Annotated in this window: 11 protein-coding genes and 6 pseudogenes; 8 read left to right on the forward strand and 9 right to left on the reverse strand. The window is 73.9% G+C overall.

From position 1 onward, the window contains the following. The first annotated feature begins 68 nt into the window (after positions 1-68). From ABD794_RS00250 to ABD794_RS00265, 4 genes and pseudogenes are all read left to right on the forward strand, one after another. Complete coding sequence (locus ABD794_RS00250; RefSeq protein ID WP_344960279.1) at positions 69-3524, forward strand: DNA polymerase III subunit alpha; 3456 nt, start codon at positions 69-71, stop codon at positions 3522-3524. 200 nt (positions 3525-3724) lie between these two features. Beyond that, complete coding sequence (locus ABD794_RS00255) at positions 3725-4726, forward strand: DNA polymerase Y family protein (RefSeq protein WP_425585888.1); 1002 nt, start codon at positions 3725-3727, stop codon at positions 4724-4726. Positions 4727-5042: 316 nt separating this feature from the next. Continuing rightward, on the forward strand, positions 5043-5903 hold the full coding sequence (locus ABD794_RS00260) for an esterase/lipase family protein (protein WP_344960280.1): 861 nt from the start codon (positions 5043-5045) through the stop codon (positions 5901-5903). 153 nt (positions 5904-6056) lie between these two features. Further along, positions 6057-7000: pseudogene (locus ABD794_RS00265) on the forward strand (esterase/lipase family protein). Positions 7001-7039: 39 nt separating this feature from the next. Here the strand turns inward: ABD794_RS00265 and ABD794_RS00270 are convergent. Together ABD794_RS00270 and ABD794_RS00275 are read right to left on the reverse strand one after the other, a co-directional pair. Beyond that, a pseudogene (locus tag ABD794_RS00270) lies at positions 7040-7809 on the reverse strand (GntR family transcriptional regulator). Between the two features lie 437 nt (positions 7810-8246). After that, entirely contained in the window at positions 8247-8525 is a 279-nt protein-coding gene (locus ABD794_RS00275; protein WP_344960281.1) for a GNAT family N-acetyltransferase, read from the reverse strand. 426 nt (positions 8526-8951) lie between these two features. On the opposite strand from ABD794_RS00275, the gene ABD794_RS00280 reads away from it, so the two are divergent. The 3 genes from ABD794_RS00280 (at position 8952) to asnB (ending at position 12795) form a co-directional block, all read left to right on the forward strand. Continuing rightward, positions 8952-9695, forward strand: a complete 744-nt coding sequence (locus ABD794_RS00280; RefSeq protein ID WP_344960282.1) for a hypothetical protein — start codon at positions 8952-8954, stop codon at positions 9693-9695. Positions 9696-10095: 400 nt separating this feature from the next. Next, positions 10096-10677 (forward strand): IucA/IucC family C-terminal-domain containing protein, encoded by a 582-nt coding sequence (locus tag ABD794_RS00285; RefSeq protein ID WP_344960283.1) that lies wholly within the window; start codon positions 10096-10098, stop codon positions 10675-10677. 252 nt (positions 10678-10929) lie between these two features. Continuing rightward, complete coding sequence (asnB, locus tag ABD794_RS00290; protein ID WP_344960284.1) at positions 10930-12795, forward strand: asparagine synthase (glutamine-hydrolyzing); 1866 nt, start codon at positions 10930-10932, stop codon at positions 12793-12795. A gap of 117 nt (positions 12796-12912) precedes the next feature. Here asnB and ABD794_RS00295 read toward each other — a convergent pair whose 3' ends face one another. The 3 genes from ABD794_RS00295 to ABD794_RS00305 form a co-directional block, all read right to left on the reverse strand. Beyond that, positions 12913-13044, reverse strand: a complete 132-nt coding sequence (locus tag ABD794_RS00295; RefSeq protein ID WP_344960285.1) for a hypothetical protein — start codon at positions 13042-13044, stop codon at positions 12913-12915. A 43-nt stretch (positions 13045-13087) separates the two neighbouring features. Beyond that, positions 13088-14533, reverse strand: a complete 1446-nt coding sequence (locus tag ABD794_RS00300; RefSeq protein ID WP_344960286.1) for a glycoside hydrolase family protein — start codon at positions 14531-14533, stop codon at positions 13088-13090. Between the two features lie 103 nt (positions 14534-14636). Further along, complete coding sequence (locus ABD794_RS00305) at positions 14637-15011, reverse strand: GntR family transcriptional regulator (protein WP_344960287.1); 375 nt, start codon at positions 15009-15011, stop codon at positions 14637-14639. A 240-nt stretch (positions 15012-15251) separates the two neighbouring features. Between ABD794_RS00305 and ABD794_RS00310 the strand changes: the two genes are divergently transcribed. After that, positions 15252-16655, forward strand: coding sequence for an AAA family ATPase (locus ABD794_RS00310; protein WP_344960288.1), 1404 nt, complete (start codon positions 15252-15254; stop codon positions 16653-16655). A 58-nt stretch (positions 16656-16713) separates the two neighbouring features. On the opposite strand, the pseudogene ABD794_RS00315 reads toward ABD794_RS00310, so the two are convergent. The 4 pseudogenes from ABD794_RS00315 to ABD794_RS00330 all read right to left on the reverse strand — a co-directional run bounded on the left by ABD794_RS00315 (position 16714) and on the right by ABD794_RS00330 (position 23224). Further along, a pseudogene (locus ABD794_RS00315) lies at positions 16714-20394 on the reverse strand (lipopolysaccharide biosynthesis protein). Between the two features lie 85 nt (positions 20395-20479). Continuing rightward, a pseudogene (locus ABD794_RS00320) lies at positions 20480-21223 on the reverse strand (polysaccharide deacetylase family protein); the annotation flags it as partial. A 29-nt stretch (positions 21224-21252) separates the two neighbouring features. Next, a pseudogene (locus ABD794_RS00325) lies at positions 21253-22358 on the reverse strand (glycosyltransferase family 2 protein). Then, positions 22355-23224: pseudogene (locus ABD794_RS00330) on the reverse strand (glycosyltransferase family 2 protein). Before ABD794_RS00330 ends, ABD794_RS00325 begins: the two co-directional pseudogenes overlap by 4 nt. Between the last annotated feature and the right edge of the window lie 292 nt (positions 23225-23516).

Raw genomic sequence — 23516 nt, forward strand, 5'->3', positions numbered from 1 at the left:
GAACGAAGGGCGGAAATCAGCCAAGGGGGCGAGGACGGCAGCGACGGTACGGCGGCGAAGGAGGTGCGATGACCGGTCCCGTGTTTCCCGCGTTCACGCACCTGCGCGCCGCGTCGGGCTTCTCGGCGCGGTACGGCGCCTCGCACCCGGAACGGCTGGCCGAACGGGCCGCCGAACGCGGCATGGACGCGCTCGCCCTCACCGACCGCGACACCCTCGCCGGCGCCGTCCGGTTCGCCCGCGCGGCGGCCGCGGCCGGGGTGCGCCCGCTGTTCGGCGTCGACCTGGCGGTGGCGACCACCGACGCCGGAGAGGCCCCGGCCGCACGTCGGCGCACCCCCGCGCGCGGCGGCGCCTTCGTCGACGAGTCCGCGCCCCGCGCGGTCTTCCTCGCCCGCGACGGCGCGCTCGGCTGGGCCGCGCTGTGCGGGCTGGTCACCGCCGCCCATGCCCGCGCGGGCCGCTCTCCCGTCCTGCCCCGCCCGGACCTCGCGGCCGCCGCGGCCGGGCCGCGCCCCCCGGTGACCGTGCTGCTCGGCCCCGACTCCGAGGTCGGCCGCGCGCTCGCCGCCGGCCGCCCCGACCGGGCCGCGGAGCTGCTCGCGTCCTGGCGCGAACTGTTCGGTGACGCCCTGCGCCTGGAGGCCGTCTGGCACGGTCGCACCGGCACCGGCCCCGGCTCGCTGCGGCTCGCCGCCCGCACCCTCGGCCTCGCCGCCGACCAGGGCGTACCGGCCGTCCTCAGCAACGCCGCGCGCTACGCCGACCCCGGCCAGGGCCCCGTCGCCGACGTGCTCGACGCCGCCCGGCGGCTGGTGCCCGTCGACTTCCGCACGCCCGGCGCCCTGGACTCCGGCGAGCGCTGGCTCAAGGGGGCCGACGCCATGGCCGTCGCCGCCGACCGGATCGCCGTCGCCGCCGGCCTCGGCCCCGCCGGGGCCCGCCGGCTGCTGGCCACCACCGAGGAGACCGCCGCCGCCTGCCGCGTCGACCCCGGGGCCCATCTCGGCCTCGGCTCCGTCCACTTCCCCGAACCGCACCTGGTCGGGGCCGGCCGGCGCACCGCCGACCGGGTGCTGCGCTCCCGCTGCGACGCCGCCATGGTGCTGCGCGGGTACGCTCCCCTGCGCCGCTACCGGGAACGGCTGGCGGAAGAGCTGGACATCGTCCGGCACCACGGCTTCGCCTCGTACTTCCTCACCGTCGCCCAAGTCGTCGACGACACCCGGGCGTTGGGCATCCGCGTCGCCGCCCGGGGCTCCGGCGCCGGGTCGCTCGTCAACCACCTGCTGGGCATCGCCCACGCCGACCCCGTCGCCAACGGCCTGCTGATGGAGCGCTTCCTCTCCCGCGGCCGCCGCGTGCTGCCCGACATCGACATCGACGTCGAGTCCGCGCGCCGCCTGGAGGTCTACCGCGCGATCCTCGGCCGCTTCGGCGCGGAGCGGGTGGCGACCGTCGCCATGCCCGAGACCTACCGGGTACGGCACGCGGTCCGGGACGTCGGCGCGGCCCTGGGCCTGCCGCCGGCCGAAGTGGACCGGCTGGCCAAGGCGTTCCCGCACATCCGGGCCCGCGACGCGCGCGCCGCCCTGGCCGAACTGCCCGAACTGCGCGGCGTGGCCGCGGAGGAGCACGGCCGGCTGTGGGAGCTGGTCGAGGCGCTCGACGCGCTGCCGCGCGGCGTCGCCATGCACCCCTGCGGCGTGCTGCTCTCGGACGCGACCCTGCGCGGCCGCACCCCCACCGTGCCCACCAGCGGCGAGGGCCTCCCCATGTCCCAGTTCGACAAGGACGACGTCGAACACCTCGGACTGCTCAAGCTCGACGTGCTCGGCGTGCGCATGCAGTCCGCGATGGCGCACGCGGTGGCCGAGCTCGAACGGGCCGGCGGGCGGCGGATCGACCTGGACGACCCCGCGCAGGTCCGGCCCGGCGACCCGAGGACCTACGCCCTCATCCGCTCCACCGAGACGCTCGGCTGCTTCCAGATCGAGTCGCCCGGCCAGCGGGACCTGGTCGGCCGGCTCCAGCCGGAGACCTTCCACGACCTCGTCGTCGACATCTCGCTCTTCCGGCCCGGCCCCGTCGCCGCCGACATGGTGCGTCCGTTCATCGCCGCCCGGCACGGCCGCGCCCCGGTCCGATATCCGCACCCCGACCTCGCGGAGGTGCTGGCGGAGACCTGCGGCGTGGTCGTCTTCCACGAGCAGATCATCGAGATCCTGCGGATCATGACCGGCTGCGACCGGGGGTACGCGGACGAGACGCGCCGCGCGCTGTCGGACCCCGAGCGGGTGGCCGGGGTACGCGCCTGGTTCGCGGCGCGGACCGCCGAGCGCGGGTACGCGCCCGAAGTCGCCCGCCGCACCTGGGAGATCGTCGAGGCGTTCGGCTCGTACGGCTTCTGCAAGGCGCACGCGGTGGCGTTCGCGGTGCCGACGTACCAGTCCGCCTGGCTGAAGGCGCACCACCCGGCCGCCTTCTACGCCGGGCTGCTCGCCCACGACCCCGGGATGTACCCGAAGCGGCTGCTGCTGGCGGACGCGCGGCGGCGCGGGGTGCCGATCCTGCCGCTGGACGTCAACCGCTCGGACACCACCTGTCGGATCGAACCGGTGCCCGGCGACGGGTACGGGGTGCGGCTCGCCCTCTCGGACGTGCACGGCATGTCCGAGGCGGAGGCGGCGCGCATCGCCGCCGGACGCCCCTACACCTCCCTGCCCGACCTGTGGCGGCGCGCCCGCCCCGGGCGGCCGGTCGCCGAACGGCTGGCGCGGGTCGGGGCGTTGGACGCCTTCGGGACCAACCGGCGGGACCTGCTGCTGCACATCGCGTCGCTGCACCGCCAGGGGCACGGCGCCGGCCAGCCCGTGCTGGTCGACGAGGCGCGGGCCGAGCCGCTCGGGCTGCCCGACCTCGACGCGGCGGAGCGGCTGGGGGCCGAGCTGAGCGTCCTCGGCATGGACACCTCGCGCCATCTGATGACCGATCACCGGGAGTTCCTGGGGGAGTTGGGCGTACTCCCCGCGAACCGGCTGTGCGACGCGCGGCACGGCGAGACGGTCCTGGTCGCCGGTGCCAAGGCCGCCACCCAGACCCCGCCGGTCCGCTCCGGCCGCCGCGTCGTCTTCGCGACCCTGGACGACGGGACGGGCCTGGCCGACTGCGCTTTCTTCGACGACTCCCACGCGGCCTGCGCCCACACGGTCTTCCACTCCTGGCTGCTCCTGGTCCGCGGCGTCGTCCAGCGCCGGGGACCGCGGAGCGTGAGCGTGGTGGGCGCGCGGGTGTGGGACCTGGCGCGGCTGGCGGAGCTCCGCGCGGAGGGCGGGCTGGGGGCGGTGGCGGAGGTGCTGGCGGCTCCGCCGGTGGGGGACGGCTCCCCGGAGCCGGAGCCGGATCGCCGGATCCGGCTGTCCACGGGGTACGCCCTGCATCCGTGGGCGGATCTGCGGCCTGCGGGTGAAGGGGCCGCGACCGGGCGGAAGTTGTGGCACGCGAGCCAGGGGAGTGCGGGATGAGTGCGCGTACGCGGAGGGAGTTCTCCCCGGCCCCGCAACGCGGCTCCGCCGCGCCGGCCGGGGGCTCCGCCCCTGTTCCCCGAAGCCCCCTGCGGGCGCTGCCCTCGAACGCCGGGCCGAGGGGCGGAGCCCCGGAAGTGGGGGCACCCCCTCTGGGGGAGGTGAAAGGGCGGGGCGGGGGCATCCAGCCCGTCCGGCGCTTGAGGACAACCGCGCGCAGCGCGGTTGCCGCGGACGGCGCGGTTGCCGCGGACGGCGCGGTTGCCGCGGACGGCGCGGTTGCCGCGGACGGCGCGGTTGCCGCGGACGGCGCGGTTGCCGCGGACGGCGCAGCCACAGCCCCCAACCCCCGTCCTCCACCTCCGCTTTCGGCGGACCCCCCCCTCCCCGAGGACACCTACGACGCCCTCCTCGCCCTCCTCACCGAGGTGACGCCCGTCGTCCGCCCGCTGCCCCCGGACTCCGCCCTGCTCGACGTCCGCGGCGCCACCCGCTGCTTCGGCCGTACCCCGGCCGAGCTCGCGGAGCTGATCCGCGTGCGGGCCCTCGCCCGCTACGGCGTCGACTGCACGGTGGGCATCGCCGCCAACCCGCTCCTGGCACGGGCGGCCGCGCAGGACGGACCGCCGGGCGCGACGACATGCGTGACGGACGCCGCGTTCCTCGCCCACCGCCCCGCCACCGCCCTCCCCGGCGTCGGCCCGGCCACCGCCCGCACCCTCGCCGCGTACGGGCTCGACACCGTCGGCCGGATCGCCGCCGCGCCGCTCCCCGCGCTCCAGCGCATCCTGGGTGCGGCCGCCGGGCGCACCCTGCACGAGCGGGCGCACGGCATCGACCCCACGCCGGTCACCCCGGACGCCCGGACCCGCTCCACGGCGGCCGAGCACCGCTTCGCCGCCGACGAGTTGGACCCGGCGCGCCGCCGCCGCGCGCTGCTCGCGCTCGCCGACCGGCTGGGGGCCCGGCTGCGTGGGGACGGGCGGGTCGCGGGCGGCCTCACCCTCACCGTCCGGTACGCGGACGGCTCCGCGACGACCCGTACCCGCACCCTCGCCGAACCGACCGCGCACACCCCGGCGTTGACCGCCGTGGCGTACGCCCTGCACGACGCGCTCGGCCTCCAGCGCGCCCGGGTCCGGGCCGTGGCGCTGCGCGCGCCGAGGAGCTCGGCGACGCCGAATCGGCCCCGCACCAGCTGACGTTCGACGCCGCGGACGACAAGGCGCGCCGGATCGAGGCGGCCGTCGACCGGGCGCGGGCCCGCTTCGGGCCCGACGGCGGTGGGGCCCGGCGGCCGCGCTGCGCGTGGCGTGAGGACACGGCCCATGGCGGAGTGTCAAACGTCTTGACGAAAGCATGACCTTCGTCCAACCTACTCGCAAGTAAGTTGCTGTCCCCTTCAGCACGCGGCAAGCACAGGGCCGTTGTGCCGCTGTCGTGCACCCTCTTTCCTTCTCCACCCCCCTCAGCTCTCGACCCCCACCTCGAGGAGACCTCGTGTCCGGAATCCGAAGAATGTTCCGCACTCTGTGCGCCTCCCTGGCCGCCCTCGCCCTCGTCCTGACCGGTGGAGCCGTCGCCTCGGCGGCCCCGGCCGGTGAGCGGACGGTCAGCAGCGGCTGGAACGACTACTCCTGCAAGCCGTCGTCCGCCCACCCCCGCCCCGTCGTCCTCATCCACGGCACCTACGAGAACGCGGCCCAGAACTGGGCCTTCATGGCCCCCTATCTGACCAACCGCGGCTACTGCGTCTTCTCCTTCGACTACGGCAAGCTGCCCGGCGTGCCGTTCGTCCACGGTCTCGGCCCGATCGCCAAGTCCGCCGAGGAGCTCTCGGCGTTCGTGGACAAGGTCCGTGCGGCGACCGGGACGGAGAAGGTGGACCTCGTCGGCCACTCCCAGGGCGGCGGCGCCATGCCCCGCTACTACCTCAACTTCCTGGACGGGGCGGGCAAGGTGGACAAGCTCGTCGGCCTGGCCCCCAGTAACCACGGCACGACGCTCTCGGGCCTGCAGCGCCTGCTGGACGCCATCCCCGGCGGGCGCAGGATCCTCGGCTCCGTGTCGGCGGGCTCCGAGGACCAGCTCATCGGCTCGGCGTTCATCCGGCGCCTCAACTCCGTTCCCGACACGGTGCCCGGCGTCGGCTACACCACGATCGTGACCCGGTACGACGAGGTGGTCACGCCGTACCGCACCCAGTTCCTGTCGGGGCCGAAGGTGCGCAACGTCCTGATCCAGGACCTCTGCGCGGTGGACCTCTCCGAGCACCTCACCATCGGCACGATCGACCGCATCGCCTTCCACGAGGTGGCCAACGCGCTCGACCCGGCCAACGCGACGCCGACGACGTGCGCTTCGGCGGTCACCGGCTGAACGTCCCCGCAGGGAGGGGGAGTCGGCCGAAACCGTTCGCACGAATGTGTGTCGCGCTCATTGACTCCCGAGTAATAAGCCCGCAGCCTACTCGCACGTAGGTTACTGACGGTTCAGTACGCGGGAGCCGCGCGACCGCCGTGCTGATGCCGCATGCCCGCTCCCCCTCCCCACCTGCGAGGTGTCCCTGTGCCCGGATCCGGGAAAGCCCTTCGCTTCCGCAGATTCCTCCGCGTCCTCTGCGCCGTCCTCCCCGCTCTGGCCCTGGTCCTGGCGGCCGGCGCCGCCGCCCCGGCATCCGCCCCGGCGTCCACTGCCGCGGCGAGGGTGGTCAGCAGCGGCTGGAACGACTACTCCTGCAAGCCATCGTCCGCCCACCCCCGCCCCGTCGTCCTGGTCCACGGCACCCTCGGCAACTCCGTGGACAACTGGCTCTTCCTGGCTCCCTACCTGGTGAACCGGGGCTACTGCGTCTTCTCCCTCGACTACGGCCAACTGCCGGGCGTACCGCCGGTCTTCAACGGCCTGGGCCCGGTGGCCAAGTCGGCCGAGCAGCTCTCCGCATACGTGGACCGGGTCCGCGCGGCGACCGGCGCGGGCAAGGTGGACCTCGTCGGCCATTCCCAGGGCGGCATGATGCCGCGCTACTACCTCGACTTCCTCGGCGGCGGCCCCAAGGTCAACTCGCTCACCGGCCTGGCGCCCTCCAGCCACGGCACGACCCTCTCCGGCCTGACGAAGCTGATGGACAAGATCCCCGGCGCCCGCGAGGCGATCCACGGGGTCACGCCCGGCCTCACCGACCAGGCGCTCGGCTCCGCCTTCCTCAAGAAGCTCAACTCCCGCCCCGACACGGTCCCGGCGTCCGCTACACCGTCATCGCCACCCGGTACGACGAGGTCGTCACGCCGTGGCGGACCGCGTTCCTCTCGGGTCCGAACGTCCGCAACATCCTGCTCCAGGAGCGCTGCGGCGCCGACGTCTCCGAGCACCTGGCGATCGGCACGGTGGACCGCGTGGCCTTCCACGAGGTCGCCAACGCCCTCGACCCGGCCAACGCCACGCCGTCCGGCTGCGCTTCGGCCGTCACCGGCTGACCCGGCGCGCGTGCCCGCCCCCGGGAGGGGGCGGGCGGTTCAGGCCTCGGGGCCCTCGGCCGGGAACTCGTACTGCGCCCTCGTACAGGTGCCCCGGCCTTCGCCGCGACCGAGACCTCGACGGGGCGCTGCCCGTCGCTGTACACCACCCGGAACGTCCGCAGACACCGGCAGGTCGGTCGGCAGGGCCAGGGCCGTGTACTGCTCCTGCGTGGGCACGCGGGCGGACACCCGGTCCACGCAGTGGCGCGGCGGGTAGCCCAGTTCGGCCAGGAGCGTCGGAGTGCCGCCGCGGATCCTGCGGCGCTCCGGACATCGGGGTGCCGTGCGCGATGTCCAGCGGGTAGAAGGACTTGACCAGTTCCACCGGTTCGTCGTCGAACAGCAGGATCTGCGAGCGCATGAGGACGGTGTCGTTCCGGGCGATGCCGAACGCCGCGGCGACATCGGCGGGTGCCGCCACCTCGGCGACGTCGAGGAGCCTGCTGCGGGCTCGTACGCCACGCGTTCCGGCCTCCGTGATCCAGCGGTAGGGCTGTCCCGGCGGGGCGGGAGCCACGGACGCGGCGGGACGCATGGTCCCGTTGGCGGTGCGCGCGAACCGTGACCGCGGCACCCGCCCGCCCGACGACGAGTCCCTCCGCCTTGAGCGCCTGAAGCGCCTTCTGCACCGTCGTGTTCGACGCGCCGAACCTGTCCTTGAGCTGCTGGGTGGAGGGCACCTTGTCGCCCGGCGGGAGGTCGCCGGACATGATCTCGTCCCGCAGGTCCGCGGCGATGCGCTCGTGGAACGGCCGGCCGTCGGTCATCGCATCCTCAACTCGTAGTGCGGGCCCTTCTCGTTGCGGCGCCGGACAGGGCATGGACGTGCCGATCCACTCGCTCTCGTGGACGGCGGCCCCCTGCCGGGTCGCGGACCCGACCTTACTGCTTTTCCGCGGCGGACGGCCTTGCCGCGTATCGCGAACACCGATATGGTCACGCATCCCGGAACGCCTTCCAGCTCAGGGAGTTGAGACATGCCCGGTCCTCGCATGCCCCTCCTCGGAACACCGATCGCCGGCAGATCGCCGTGGTGACGGGTCACGGGGGACGGCGTCCGCGTCGGCGACGTCGTCGCGATCGGCGGGATTCCGCACCGGGTGCGGGACGTGCGGTGCGTCCTTCCGGCGCGCACCCGGCTGGAGTTCGAGGACGGGAACGCGTACGTGGTGGGCCGGTCGCACCCCATCGAGGTCTCGCGGGCCTACCCCCTTCCCGGGCGGGCGCTGCCCGCGCGCCACCGCTGATCCCCCGCGGCCGTCGCCGCCCGCGCCATCTCGAACTCCCGGGCGTCCTCGCCCTCCCGGACCGGCTGCACCGCTCCCGTCCTGGTGAACCCGTGCCGGACGTACAGCCGTTCCGCCGGGTCGTTGCCCTCGGTGACCCACAGCCGCAGCCCGGTGAGTCCGAGTTCGTCCGCCCGGCTGAGGGCCGCGCCGACGAGGAGGTCCGCCGCGCCGCGGCTCCGGGCGGCGGGCGCCACCCCACATCGAGACGAGCATGCCGGTGCCGGGTCCCTGTGGATCCTCCGGCCCCTCCGGTACGACGGAGACCAGGCCGCACGGCTGCCCACCGTCCTCGGCGAGGAAAGTGTTTGCGCCGGGCCAGGCGCTCCCGCCACTTCTCCTCGGGGAACGCGATCTCCCCGGACCAGGTGGAACCGAAGGCGTAGGGCGCGTCGGCCAGGGCGGCGAGCCGGACCTCTCGGTAGAGGCGCCAGTCCCCGGGGGTCAGGGGGCGCACGGTGATGTCTGCCATGGGCGGACCATGCCATCCCGGAGGGTGTCGCACCAAGGGATTTCCGGTGGGTCGAGCGGGTGGGCATATCGGGGCGTAAGCCCCGTACGGAACAAGCGAATTGACATATTAAGGGTTGCCTAACCTAATCTCTCGATCGATGGGAGATCTCATGACCGAACGCAGCTCCGAAGACCCCGCCCACGCCGCCCACCCCGGCATACGCCCCCACGAACTCCCCGATACCGCCGAGCGCGAGCTCCTCGCCGGGTCCTCGACGCCCTGCTGCGCGAGGACGCCTACCGGCTGCGCAGCACCGCCCACCGGCACCGCCGTCCGGACGGCGACTGGCTGGCCCTGCGCGCGGGGGAGCGGACCGTCTGCGTCCCGGTCGACGGTGACGGGCGTCCGGCGCGAAGTCCGGGCGCGGCGGCCCTTGCTGGAGGCCGCGGCGCGACCGTCACCCGCCTCGCGCCGGCCCTGGCGGTGCTGCGTGCCGTCGCCGGACCCCCGTGAACGGTCCGGATTCGACGCGTTCGCCGCCGAGTGCGCCGAGGAACTGGCCGCCCTGCGGCTGCAGGAGCGGCTGCGCGGCGACGTCACCGAACGGCTCGCCGCCGCCTACGGACCCGGCGCCGCGACCTGGACGGGGGCCGCGCGGCGCCCTCGCCTTCGACGCCCTCGCCGCCTTCCGCCCCCACCACCCTCCACCCGGCCGGCCATGCCGCACCGGCCTCGCCACCGCCGAACTGCCCGGCCACGCACCGCAGTTCCACCCCTGTTCGGGCTGCGCTGGCTCGTCCTGCCGCCCGCCGCCGTGCGCGGCCGGCCCACGGCCCTGCCCGCCTGGTGCCCACACCCGGCGAACTCGGGCTGCCCGCCGTCGAGGGCACCGCCCTGCCGGTGCACCCGCTGACCGCGGGGGAGCCGCTCGCCCGGGCGCTGCGCGCCACCGGCCTGGCGGGCGAGGCCCGACTCGCCGTCAAACCCTGGCCGGACGTCGTGCCGACGCTGTCGGCGCGCACCGTCGCCCTGGCCGACGACCCGGCCACCCACCTCGAACTGCCCCTGGCCGGCGCCGGGATCGTGCCCAGTTCGCTGCTGGACGGCGCGGTCGCCCAGCACCTGCTGGAGGAGATCCTGGGCGCGCGAGCCGCGCCTCTCCCGGGCCGTCCTGCTCGCCGACGGGCGCACCCGTCTCGACGCGGGACACCCGCTCCTCGCCGCCCGGGTCCGCCGCCTGCCGGACGGGCTCGCCGACGCCCACGTCGTACCCGTCGCCGGCGCTGGCCGCCCGTACGCCCGACGGCGTCCCGGTGGCCGACGCGCTCGCCGCCCGCTACTACGGGGGGTCGCCGCACGCCTTCCTCGACGCCTACTTCACCCTGCTCCTCGACTGGCACACCACCCTCTTCTCCTACGGCGTGGCCCTGGAGGCGGACGGGCGGAACGTCTCGGTGGTGCTCGACGCACCCGGCGGCCGCACCCGGCTGCGGCTGCTGTACAAGGACCACGGCGGCCCCCGGGTCAACGCGGTCCGGCTCGCCGCCCGGCTCGGCGGCCAGGCCGCCGACCTCCTCGGCTTCGCCGACCGCCGCATCCTCGCCGGGCACGACGGACCGGTCGCCGATCTCTTCGCCGCCGTCACCGTGCACCTGTGCGCGGGAACCCCGCCCTGGAGCTCGGGGGCGAGCCCCTGCTGCGGCCGCTGCGCGACCGCCTCGCCGAGGCCGTGGACCGCCTCGCCCCCGGCCCCGCCGGCGTGCTGCGCACTCCGCGTCCTGGAGGCCGGGCTGCTCCCCGTCCAGGCCCCGGTGACGGCGGTGCGCTCCGGCGCGGCCGACGCCGGCAAGCACTATGTGAACGGCCCGAACTACCTTCGCCGCGCGGCGCCGTAGGGCGCCCCGCTCCTCGGTCACTCCGGACGTGCTGCTCGGGCGGTGCCTTTTCGGCCTCCCGGCGGGCCGGTTCGGGCGTGGTGGCGGGGAACCGCTGTGCGGCGCGGCGGACTTCGGCGACGCTGGGGGCGTCGGCCGGTTCCCAAGGTTTTTACCAGGCATGGTTGGTACATACATCTATAAGGGCGTAGCGTCGCCACCGCCGAACCGACGGGGGCCCCACCACACCGCCACGAAAGGGGACGCCGCTCCATGTGCGGAATCACCGGATGGATCGCCTATGACCAGGACCTCACCGCCGACCCCGCCGCCCGCCCCACACTGGAGGCGATGACGCGGACCATGGCGCTGCGCGGCCCGGACGCGGAGGGCGAGTGGGTGGACACCCACGCCGCCCTCGGCCACCGCCGCCTCGCCGTCATCGACATCGAGGGCGGCCGCCAGCCCATGCTCGTCCAGCGCGACGGCCGCACCCAGGCCGTCATCACCTACAGCGGCGAGGTCTACAACTACCGCGAGCTGCGCTCCGAACTCGCCTCCCGCGGGCACACGTTCCGCACCAGCAGCGACACCGAGGTCGTGCTGCACGCCTACCTGGAGTGGGGCGAGTCCTTCGCCGAGCGCCTCAACGGCATGTACGCCTTCGCCGTCTGGGACGCCCGTACCGAGGAACTCCTCCTCGTCCGCGACCGGATGGGCATCAAGCCGCTCTACTACGCGCCGACCCCCGACGGCGTCGTCTTCGGTTCCGAGCAGAAGGCCGTGCTCGCCCACCCCGCCGTGCGCTCCGTCGTGGACGCCGAGGGGCTCGCCGAGGTCCTCGCCTTCGTCAAGACGCCCGGCCACGCGGTCTACAAGGGCCTGCACGAGGTCCGCCCGGGCCACACCATCCGCTTCCGCCGCGGAGCGTCCCCCGCCGTCCGCCGTTACTGGGCCCTGGAGGCCCACGAGCACACCGACGACACCGCCACCACCGTCGCGCACATACGCGAGCTCCTCGACGACATCGTCGCCCGCCAGCTCGTCGCCGACGTGCCGCTGTGCACCCTGCTCTCCGGCGGCCTGGACTCCTCCGCCATCACCGCCCTCGCCGCCAAGGGCCTCGGCGAGGCCGGCCGCGGCCCGGTGCGCTCCTTCTCCGTGGACTTCACCGGCCAGACCGAGAACTTCGTCCCGGACGACCTGCGCTCGACGCCCGACGGCCCGTACGCCCACGCCCTCGCCGAGCACGTGCGCTCCGACCACCGCGACATCGTCCTCGACACCGCCACCCTGATGGACCGCGGCCACCGCGCCGCCGTCCTCACCGCCCGCGACATGCCGCTCGGCTTCGGCGACGGCGACACCTCGCTCTACCTTCTCTTCAAGGCCATCCGCGAGCAGTCCACGGTCGCCCTCTCCGGGGAGTCCGCGGACGAGGTCTTCGGCGGCTACAAGTGGTTCCACGACCCGGCCTCGGTCAACGCCGACACCTTCCCCTGGATCGCCGCGGGCGTGGCCGACACCTTCGGCGGCGGCAAGAGCGGCGGCTACGCGGCCCTCCTCGGCAAGGACGTCCTCGACGCCCTCGACCTCCCCGGCTACACCGACGCCCGCTACCGCGAGGCCCTCGCCGAGGTCCCCCGCCTCCCCGGCGAGACCGGCCACCAGGCCCGCATGCGCGAGGTCAGCCACCTCCACCTCACCCGCTTCGTCCAGATCCTCCTCGACCGCAAGGACCGGGCCAGCATGGCCACCGGCCTGGAGGTCCGCGTCCCCTTCTGCGACCACCGCCTCGTCTCGTACGTCTTCAACACCCCCTGGGCGATGAAGACCTTCGACGGCCGCGAGAAGTCCCTGCTGCGCGCCGCCACCCGCGACGTCCTCCCCGACGTCGTCGCCGACCGCGTCAAGAGCCCCTACCCCTCCACCCAGGACCCCCGCTACGCCGAGGCCCTCCGCACCGAACTCCGCCAGCTGACCGCCGACAGGAACGCCCCGGTCCGCGAACTCCTCGACGAGGACTCCCTCGCCACCGCCCTCTCCCCGGACGCCGGCAGCCGGTACCGCGGCGCGACGGAATTCGTCCTCGGCCTGGACACGTGGCTGCGCGGCGGCGGCACCGAGCTGAAGCTGTGACGGTACGGCCCGTGGGGGTACGACGCCCCACGGGCCGTACCCGTACGTCAGCGGCTGCGGGCGGCCCGTCGCGGGTGCCCGCAGCCGCAGGCGCAGCGGGTGCGGACGACGGACGGTTCACCGGGCGAGCTTCCGGGCCGCGGCGTCGAGCGCTTCCCCGAGGTCGTCGGCATCGGTGAGGACGTCCCACCGCTCGCTCTGCGGGATGACCCAGACCCGGTCGCCCGGATACTTGCCCGGCGGTGGCACGAAGAGCTCCGATCCCCTATCTCCACAACCGCAAGAGGCGTTGCTATCTGGTAGCAGTAATGGTCTGGCGAGTCGTGACGGTCACCGCACCGTACTCAGGCCGCAGTCCTGTTTCGACATACAACGGGGTTGCACGCATCCGGCCTTCGGTAATCGTTGTGGACAAGGGCAGCCTCTTTACGTCAGCCACCGCAGCTCGTACGCATCGAGGCTCACTGTCCGTCCCTCCACCCGCGCGTTCACACCCGTGGTCTTGAGTGTTCACTACCAGCGTCCCGCCATGCGCCGAGGTGAGGGCTCGCACTCCTTCCCCTTCGATTGCCGGAACCCGAAGCCCAGTTGCTCCCGGGGGGAATGCCTTGCCGAAATGGGACAGCAAGTCCATCATCGGCAGCCTTGTTCCCCCGTCGCTCAACTCCGTGCTGCTCCAAAGGCATCCGGGGCAGGCGCCCGTGTCCTCTTCCGGATTCCAGTAGAAGGCGCCCGCCACCCCGGCCCGGGCCATCTGCATCATCGCCGTCGCCTGGACGGCGATCCGGCGCGGTTCGGTCCAGCCGGCCCGGTTGTCCTGGGCGTCGGGGGGCTCGACGTACCACTCGGCCCACCACACCGGCAGGCCGGTCGCGTTCTTCAGCCAGGCCGTGACGTCGGCGAACTTCTGCGTGGCGCGGAACTCGTCGGGGAGGAGCAGGCTGCCGTCCCGGGTGTAGCTGGAGCCGTCGACGACGACGAAGTCGGCACCGGCCTTGTGCCGGTTCCAGTAGGTGAGCGCGTCGAGGGCGCGCTGGTCGACCACTCCCCAAGGGCCCTGCAGGGACGACGCGTTGGACGCGGACCCCGGCGAGTTGCTGTCCATGACGACGTACGGCCCGCCGATGAGAATGTCGTCGCGCTGTCTGTGGAGCTCCTCGTAGACGAGGTTGTAGAGCTCGGTGTACCCCTCGTAGTCCCACCGCTTGCGCGAATCGTCGTAGAAACCCTTGAGTTCGTTCCAGACGATGAAGTGGTGGACGTCCGGGTAGCGTTTGGCGACGACGCCGGCAAGGCGGGCGAAGTCCTTGTAGTGCGCCCGCTGCGGGGCCTTCTCCAGCGACTTCTGGGACCAGTCGGTCCGCTCCCCGCCGCCCTTCATCCAGTCGGGGGCGCAGCAGAGCGTGAGGACGGGAGCGGCGCCGGTGCGGCGCATGAGGGCGACGCGGCGGTCGAGGTCGGTGAAGTTGTAACTGCCGGGTCTGGGCTCCGGGTTGTCCGCTCCCCAGCCCATGATGTGCTGGTTCTGCGGCATCGGGTCGGCGGAGAGCAGCCCGGCGGCCGTGCGCCGTGCACCGTCCTCGCCGCGGTCGGCGCTGTACTTGGTGTGGGTGAAGCCCCAGCCCACCGCGGCCCGCCGGTCGTGCGCGGACCCGCCGCGGGACCGCCCGCCGCCGCCGAGGTCGACGGTGAACAGCAGGCCCAGCGCGCACGCGAGGACCGCGAGCAGCGCCGTCAAGCGCCACCGCCCCCGTTTCGACAACCACGGCCCCCCGGCATGACGTCCCATCATGGCCAAGGGTATCGGCGGGCCGTACGGTTTGGTCGGCTTCCGCCCGAACTCAGGCGCCGTAGACGGCGCGTACCGCTTCCTCCGCCGCCGCGAGGGCCGCCGCCCGGTCCAGACCGAGCCGCCGGGCCCGCTCGGCGTAGCCGCGGGCGGCCGCGGCGGCCTCCCGTTCGGCGGTGTCGCCCGGGGCGGCGATGAACGTGCCGTTCCGCCCACGCGTCTCGATCACCCCGTCCGTCTCCAACGCCCGGTACGCCTTGGCCACGGTGTTGGCGGCGAGCCCGAGCTGCTCGGCGAAGCCGCGGACCGTCGGCAGCCGGTAGCCGACGGGGAGCTCGCCGGAGCGGGCCTGGTCGGCGATGCTGGCCCGGATCTGCTCGTAGGGCGGTTCGGGGGCGTCCTGGTCGACGGTCACGTGCAAGGTCACGGCGGCTGTGCTCCTGGATGACGGATCGGTGTGCGGCCCCCATTGTGCGTCAGCGCCGGCGGGGACGCGGGCGCCGGCGGCGGCTGCCACGGCGTGTCCGTACTGCGGCCCGGCTGGGCGGAATCGTGACCAGGCCCCCCGGGACCGCGTTACAGGAAACGTACTTCCCGGAAATACACTTCCCCAAGTGCGAGGTGCTCGGTGCCCCGGAAACCCTCCCATCCGTCCAAGCCCGGCGACATGTTCGACCGTGACGGGGAGTGGAGCGAGCTGACCGCCTTCGCGAGCGATGCGAGACCGGACGCGACCGTGGGGGTCGTCTCGGGCCGTCGCCGTCAGGGCAAGTCGTTCCTGCTCGACTCCCTGGCCCGGGCCTCCGGGGGCTTCTACTTCTGCGCGTACGAGGCGACGGAGTCGGAGTCGCTGCACCGCTTCGGCGAGGAACTCGGCCAGTACACCGGGGCCGTCGCCCCCATGCGCTTCGACCGCTGGGAGCAGGCGGTGGACGCCCTGCTCGCCCTCGGGCGCGAACAGCCGCTCGTCGTGGTCCTCGACGAGTTCCCCTATCTCGCCCGGGCGACCCCGTCGCTGCCGTCCATCGTTCAGGTCGCCTACGGCCCCCGGCGCCCCGAACGCCTGGAGTCGCGCACGCGGCTGCTCCTCTGCGGCAGTTCCCTGGCCTTCATGGGGAAGCTGCTGGCGGGCACGTCACCGCTGCGGGGCCGGGCGAGCCTCGAATTGATCGTGCACCCGCTCGACTACCGCCAGGCGGCCGCCTTCTGGCAGCTCGACGATCCGCGTCTCGCGCTTCTCGTCCACAGCGTCGTCGGCGGAACGCCCGCCTACCGCAAGGAATTCGTCGGCGACGACGTACCCGACGGCATGGCCGACTTCGACTCCTGGGTCTGCCGCACGGCGCTCTCCCCCAGCTCGCCGCTCTACCGCGAGGCACGCTACCTCCTGGCCGACGAATCGGACCTCAGGGACCGCGCCCTCTACCACTCCGTCCTCGCGGCCCTCGCCACCGGCAACGCGACCGCAGGACGGATCGCCGGCTTCCTGGAGCGTCCCATCAGCGACATCACGCACCCGCTCACCGTCCTCCAGGACTGCGGCCTGGTACGCCGCGAGGAGGACGCCTTCCGCCGCAACCGCAGCACCTACCGCGTCGCCGAACCGCTCATCGCCTTCGACCACGCCATCTCCCGCCCGAAACGGCCCCTGCTCGACCGGAGGCTGGCCCACCAGGTCTGGACGACCGCCCGGCCCCGATTCCTCTCGGCCGTGGTCGGACCGCACTTCGAACAGGTCTGCCGCGACTGGGTGGCCAACTTCGCCTCCCCGGAGACCTTCGGCGGCATGCCGATCGACGTGACGTACGGAACCGTCGCCGACCCGGCCGCCCGCACCGGCATGGAACTCGACGTGGTGGTCCGCGGAGCCGTCGGCCAGGACAAACGGCGTCCTCCTCTCCGTCGGCGAGGCCAAGTGGGACCGCACGATGGGCATGTCCCACCTCGACCGCCTCCGCCACGCCCTGATTCTCCTCGCCGCCCGGGGCGTCGACACCACCGCGACCCGGCCGGCGTGCTACAGCGGGGCGGGCTTCACCCCGGAGCTGAGGGCGGCGGAGGCGCGGGGTGAAGTGGTCCTGGTGGATCTGCGGCGGCTGTACGAGGGGGAGTAGACGCAGGGCCGACGGCTACGACATCGTCGCCAGCCGCCACACCAGCACCGCGCCCAATACCGCCAGCAGCGGCATCGCGAACCAGAACGACCCCTGCATCCAGCGCAGTTGACGCACCCCGGCCCGCATCCCCACCCGCGTCAGCTCCCGCACCGTCAGCAGTACCAGCAGCAGCACCGCCGCCAGGCCGCCGACCACGGAGACCGGGTTCCAGGTCACCCGTGGCCCGGCCGGGCCCGGGCGGGGGGCCGGGGCGGGGCCGGGGGGCTTGGATTTCAGTTCGTAGAGGACCGCGTCGTCGTTCGTCAGGACCGGGCGCAGGTCCGGGCTCGTGGACAGGGAGCGGCGCATGCGGGCGTCCCAGCCCGTCGGGTAGCCGGCGGACAGTTCCAGGTAGGTGGACTGGCCGCGGTTGACGAGGAGGTACGCGTTGGGGCCGGCGGCGCGCAGGGACTTCACCAGGTCCGGTACGCCGGCGGCGTCGCGCGGCGCGAGCGTCGGCTCGTAGAGGACGCGCTCCATGTCCCGCGCCTCCCATGGCAGGGCCGGCGTCACGTTGTTGAGCGTGTCGCTGCTCATCCAGAGGAGTTTCACCGTCGGGCGGTCGTGGGCGTAGACGTAGTCCATGGCCGTCACTTCGCCGGCCCGCACCCGCTCGAAGTCCTCGTTGCCCCAGCGGGCCACCAGGAAGCCGAAGGCGAGGAGGAGGCCGGCGGTCAGGGCGGCCAGGGGGGGCGGCCAGGGTACGGCGGCGGCGGGCCGCGGCCGGGAAGAGGGCCAGGGCGGCGAGGACGCACGCGCCGGGGACGGCGAACAGGAAGACGCGCAGGGCCACTTCGCCGCCGTACGACTGCATGCCGAAGGCGAGGAAGGGGACGCAGGTGAGGACCACGAGCGAGACGTCCGTGACGCCGGCGCGGCGGCGGCGCCACCAGCCCAGGGCGGCGAAGGCGAGCACCCCGCCGGCCAGGGCGACGCGCACGTACAGGACGAACTTGTGGACCGGGTTGCCGCCCTCGATGCGGCCGGAGACCGAGGACGAGACGTTGCCGCCGAGCGAGCCGAGTCCGCCGAAGAGCTCGTTGAAGTGGCCGGACCAGTACGGCTCGGCCAGGAAGCCGATCCAGACCGCCAGCATCACCCCGCACAGCAGCGGGAGTCCGCGGAGCGTCGAGCGGCGTACCAGGACGAGGACGGTGAGGACGCCCAGCATCACGAACGGGGTCAGCTGGTGGGACGCGACGGAGGCGGCGAAGAGGGCGATCAGCAGGGCCAGGAGTACGGTCAGTTGGGCGCGGCCGACCGGCTCCACGCGGCGCTCGCCCGCTACGCGCCGCCCCGGCAGCTGGCCGGGCCAGCGGAACCAGACCAGCAGCACGGCCACGAAGAGCAGGTAGAAGAGGTAGTTGAGGGCCTGCGGGGAGAAGTAGTCCTGGCCGACCCAGCCGCAGAGGGCGAACAGCCATAGTGCCGTCCACTTGGCGCGCCACCCGGCCCGGACCGCGCGCAGGAGCAGGGCCAGCGGGGCCAGGCAGGCCAGTTGGACGGCGAGCGGCCACCAGCGCAGGAGCTCGGTGAGGTCGTGCACGCCGCACGCCCGCGCGGCGAGCGCGGCGAGCGCGAAGAAGCCGGGCCAGCTCCAGCGGGCGTCCAGGTCGGGCGCCGCGGTGCCGGTCCGGTCGATGTAGTCCAGGAAGCCCAGGTGCTGCCAGGCCGTGGCGAAGCGCGGGCGGTCCTCCAGTACGGCGGGCAGCGCGTGCAGGGACACGACCGTCGCCAGCAGCACGGCGGCCAGCAGCCAGGTGCGCGGCCGGGCGGGGACCAGGGCGGCGGCGAACGCCGCGACCAGCACGGCGGTGCCCCACCAGGGTCGCGGTGGGCAGGACGGAGACCAGGCCGAGCCCGCCCATCCCGTCCAGGTTGACCTCGCCGAGGGCCTTCAACGGCGCCCAGTAGAGGGCCAGTCCGGCCAGGAGGAGCAGCCCGATCGCGGTCTCGGGGCGCCACCACGCGGGGCGCCGGGGCGGCGCCTTCGCGGGGGCGGGCGACGGTGGCGGCGCCTCCGTGCGCAGCACCAGCGTGTCCGGGGACGGCCGGACGTCCGGCCGTCGCTCCAGGTGGTCGAAGTCCAGCCGGACGCCCAGCGGCAGCGTGTCCGCGTCGAGCGCGGCGCGCAGCGCCCAGCGCGTGCCGTGGGCGGGCGCCGGCTGCGGGGCCTCCCGCCGTGGAGCCTCGCGCTGCGGGGCCTCCCGCTCCTCGCGTCGTTCGCCGTGGGCCGGCAGGTCCGCCAGGTCGCCGTCGGGCGCCGTCGCGTCGGACCTCCCCGCGGGGGCGGCGGCCGCCGCCCTGAGGACGCCCCGGAGCTTCACCGCGGCGATCGAGACGATCACCGTGAGGCTGGAGATTTCCGCCACCCCCGCACCCGTCAGCCCCATGCGCGGCAGGAGCAGCAACGTCAGCCCCATCACCAGCAGGCACAACAACCCCTGGAGATAGGCGAGTCCGGCCGTACGGCTCTGCGCCCGCAGCACCGCGAAGTACGTCTCCATCACCACGCGCAGCGCCGCCCCCGACCGCGAACCACCGCAGCAGCGGCGTCGCCTCGGTGTAACCGGGCCCGAAGACCGCGAGGATGTACGGTGCGAGGAGGAACAGGCCCCCGCACACCGGAACCATGATCTTCGCCATCCGGCGCAGCGCGGCCCGGCAGTTCTCCGCCAGCCGTTCCGGGTCGTGCGACCCCTCGACGGTGAGCGAGGCGCCCATGTTGATCGCGAGCAGGTTGACCGTGCCCCCGATGGTGGACGCGATGTAGAAGTACGCGTTCTCGCTGGAGCTGATCTGCGCGGCGACGAGCACCGGCACCAGATAGACCACGGCCAGGGAGAAGAGGGAGCCGGTGTAGTCGCCGGCCAGGAAGCGGCCGATCTCCCGGGCGCTCGCCGGGCGCGCGGTCCGCTCCGTGGCCCGGACGTGCGCGGGCACCAGCCGCCGGAACACCAGCCAGCCCAGCGGCAGGACGGACGCGCCGATCGAGACCACCCACGAGACGAACACCCCGGACGCCGGCAGCACCGTCGCCAGGGCGATCAGGAGGGCCAGCTTCACGGCGGAGAAGACCGTGTTGCCCACCGGCACCCACATCGCGCTGCGCAGCCCGGTCAGCACCCCGTCCTGGAGGGTGAGCACCGACCAGGCGATCACCGCGGCGGCGAACCCCAGCCCGTGCGAGAGCCCGCCGAGCGCCCGGTAGGACGGTCCCCACCAGCCCAGGGTGAGCAGGAAGACGCCCGCCGCGGCGGCGACGATCACCGAACTGCCCGCGTAGGTGCGCAGCACCAGCCGGCCCGTGGTCCGGCCGGCGACCGGGATGAAGCGGGCCAGCGCCCCGGTCAGGGTGACCGCCGTGAGCCCGGCGAGCAGCTTCATGGCGGCTATGGCCGCGGAGCCCCGGCCGACCGACTCCTCGCTGTAGTAGCGGGCGGCGACGAGCCAGAAGCCCACCCCGAGGACCGCGCTGATGCCGGTGTTGAGCATCAGCGCGAAGGCGTTGCGGAACAGCGGGCTCCCGTCGCTCCCGCCGCCCTTGCCGCGCCCCGGCAGCCGAAGCCTGCGGCCCGCCGGTTCCACCGCCCGCTCCTCGGTCCGTGCGGACAGCCCCGGTTCGGAGGTGTCCTGTGTGGACGTGTCAGCCACGCGTCTCTCTGGCCCTTCGCGTCTCTCTGGCCTTTCCGGCGCTTGTCCGTCCGGCGCCCGCCGCTCCGGCGCTCGCCGTTCCGATCAGCCGGCGGCCGCCGCGGACGATCGCGTACCCCTTGGTCAGGGCCGGTCGGCCGCGAACAGCCGGCCGACCGCCCGGCCGTGCACCATCCGCTCGAACTCGGCGACCGACGTCGTGCGGCGCACGGTCACCCGCCGCAGGGCGTACGGGCCCTGTGCGCGCGTCGCCAGGCCGTTCCCCACCGCGAGCGAGATCCCGAAGCCGGCCGCCCGTACCGCCCGCCGCCACCCGGCGGCTGGAGTAGCCGTAGGGGTAGGCGAAGGATACCGGCGGCCGGCCGAGTTCCCCGGTGAGTATGTCGCGGCACCGCTCGATCTCGAACGCCAGCCTGTCGTCGGCGAGTTGATCGAGCTGCGGATGTGTGTGGCTGTGCCCGCCGGCCTCGGCGCCGGCCTCGGTGAGCTCGCGCAGCTGGTGCCAGGTGAGCATGAGGTCCAGGGCGCCGCCGGTCTCGTGCTCCCCGCGCAGCCAGCCGGTGGAGACGAAGACGGTCGACGGGAAGCCCCGGGCGGCCAGCACGGGGAGGGCGTGCCGGTGCACGCCCTCGTAGCCGTCGTCGAAGGTGATCAGCACCGGTTTCGGCGGCAGCGGCCGGCCGTCGCGCCAGGCGGCGGCCAGCTCCCGGGTGGTCAGCGGGACGAAGCCGGCCGCGTCCAGCACCGCCATCTGCTCGGCGAACGCGTCCGGCCGGACGGAGAGTCCGTGGGCGGCGCGGGACGGCGCGTGGGCGACGGAGTGGTACATCAGGATCGGCACCGGGCCGCCGGCGGCCGTCACGGGACCACCTCCTCACCGGAGCCTGTGCCGTCGGCGCTCGTGCCGTTCCCGCCCGGGACGGCCGGGACGCCCGACGGGCCCGGTGCGGCGTCCGGCACGGCCGCCACCGCGAACCGGCCGGCGCCGCGGCGGGCGCGGGCCAGACCGACGGCGTAACCGCCGGTCGTCACGGCCAGTCCCGCCACGATCGCCCCGGCCCGTGCCGCGCCGCCGGGCCGCCCGAGCAGCGCGTCGCGCAGCCCGCGCGCCACGCCGGCCGGGAGGACGCGGGTGGTGTAACGGCGCTCGCTCGCCAGCCCGTCGCGCGTGCCCACGCTGTGCGCCACCAGGGCCTTCGACAAGCCCTCGGCGTACGCCCGCGTGCGGAAGTAGCCGAAGCGCTCCCGCTCGGGCGGCACCCGGTGGTGGATCACGGAGCGGTCGTCGATGAGCAGACACCGCGCCGGGCACGGCCCGGCGCAGCCGGATGCACAGCTCGGTCTCCTCGCAGCCCAGCGGCAGCCGGTGCCCGTCGCGTCCGATGCCGCTGGCGAACCCGCCGACGGCGAGCAGCCCCGATCTGCGGAACGACGCGTTCCCGCCGAGGACGTTGCGCACCTCCACCCGGCCGGGCGGCAGGCCGCGATAGGTGCAGCCCACCACCCAGTCGAACTCCTCGGGGAACCAGTCGGGGACGGCTCCGCGAGGCCCACACCGGCTCGGTCCGGCCGCCCACCGCCATCACCCGCGGGTCCGCGTAGCACGCCGCGAAGTGCCGCAGCCAGTCGCGCTCGGCCACCGCGTCGTCGTCGAGGAAGGCGATCACCTCCCCGGAGGAGGCGGCGACTCCGGTGTTGCGCCCGGCGGACAGCCCGCGCGGTCCGGCGTTGGCGAGCACCCGGACGGAGCTCTCGGTGCCCCCGCCGTCATCCCCGTAGTGCTTGGCGAGCCGGCGCAGCAGCGCCGGGTTGTGGTCCACCACGACCAGGGTTTCCAGCGCCGGGTGGGACTGCGCGGCCACCGAGGCCACCGCGGCGAGGATGTCGCCCCAGCGGTCCTCGGTGTAGACGCAGATGACCACCGAGACGTCCGGCGCGGTGGTCCGTTCCGCTCCTGTGTTCAAGAGACTTCCCCGCGGCTCGCGGCCGGTGCGATCGCCAGGCCGGGCGCCCGGGCCGCTTGCGCCGCCGGGAGCCGCGCTCGTGCAGGATCACCTTGAGGACCCGCAGCCCGTCGCGCACGGCGCGCAGATTGCTGGTGCCGTGGATGCGCACGAACTCGTGGCTGGGGATCTCCTGCACCTTCAGACCGGCCTTGACGACTCTGATGTTCATCAGGGTCTCCACCTCGAAGCCGGCGCAGTCCAGGGCGATGTCGTCCAGGACGCGCTTCCAGAAGGCGTTGTAGCCGTAGCACAGATCGGTGTAGCGGGCCCCGAACTTCTGGTTGACGAGCGAGCACAGGACGCGGTTGCCCAGCTTGCGGACGGGCGTCATGTCGTCCGTGCCGCCGCCGTTGGCGAAGCGGGAGCCCTTGGCGAAGTCCGCCCCGCCCACCAGGGCGGAGACGTAGCTGACGATCTCGTTGCCGTCGGCGGAGCCGTCGGCGTCGACCATGACGATGATCTCGCCCGTGCAGGCGGCGAAGCCGGTGATCAGGGCGTCGCCCTTGCCCTTGCCGCGCTGCCCGACGACCTTGACCGAGGGCCACAGCTCGCGGGCCACCTTGACGGTGTCGTCGGTGGAGTTGCCGTCCACCAGGACCACTTCGTGGATCCAGGAGGGCAGGGTCTTGAAGACGTACGGCAGGTTCTCCGCCCTCGTTCATCGCCGGGATCACCACGCTGACCGGAGGCGCTATCGCGAACTGCGCGGTCACCGGGCGGTATTGGGCGGGTGGTTCGAGCGGCTGGCCGGAATCGCTCCGGCCTTCGGATCCCAGGGCCTGGTCAGGAACCTGACCGGCCGCCGGGCGCAGGAACGAGCTCATGAGTCTCTGTTTCCCTCTCGTCGGTGGACCGCCCGCCCCCGAGCGGTCCTTTGGTGTGTCCGGTTCGAAAAGGGGGTCTCGCCCTGTCGCGTACGGAGTACGGAAACCACCGTGCGCTCAGGGCGAGTTGGCAAGTAGCACAGGCCGCGCGGCACGCGACCCGGACCGGCTGGGCCGGCCGGGCGCGGCACCCCCTGCCGCGCCCCGCCCCGGACCCATCGCGCGGCGACTGGAGCCCCTCTCCCGGAGCCGCATGAACTGATGGACCGATGCGGGTAGATGTACGACGGTA

This window comes from Streptomyces thioluteus (genome assembly GCF_039535865.1).

What these genes read in the sequence shown, in the direction of transcription:
- ABD794_RS00250 (WP_344960279.1), top strand. Translation starts at nt 69, where the DNA reads ATGACCGGTCCCGTGTTTCCCGCGTTCACGCACCTGCGCGCCGCGTCG.
- ABD794_RS00260 (WP_344960280.1), top strand. Translation starts at nt 5,043, where the DNA reads ATGTTCCGCACTCTGTGCGCCTCCCTGGCCGCCCTCGCCCTCGTCCTG.
- ABD794_RS00280 (WP_344960282.1), top strand. Translation starts at nt 8,952, where the DNA reads ATGACCGAACGCAGCTCCGAAGACCCCGCCCACGCCGCCCACCCCGGC.
- asnB (WP_344960284.1), top strand. Translation starts at nt 10,930, where the DNA reads ATGTGCGGAATCACCGGATGGATCGCCTATGACCAGGACCTCACCGCC.
- ABD794_RS00310 (WP_344960288.1), top strand. Translation starts at nt 15,252, where the DNA reads ATGTTCGACCGTGACGGGGAGTGGAGCGAGCTGACCGCCTTCGCGAGC.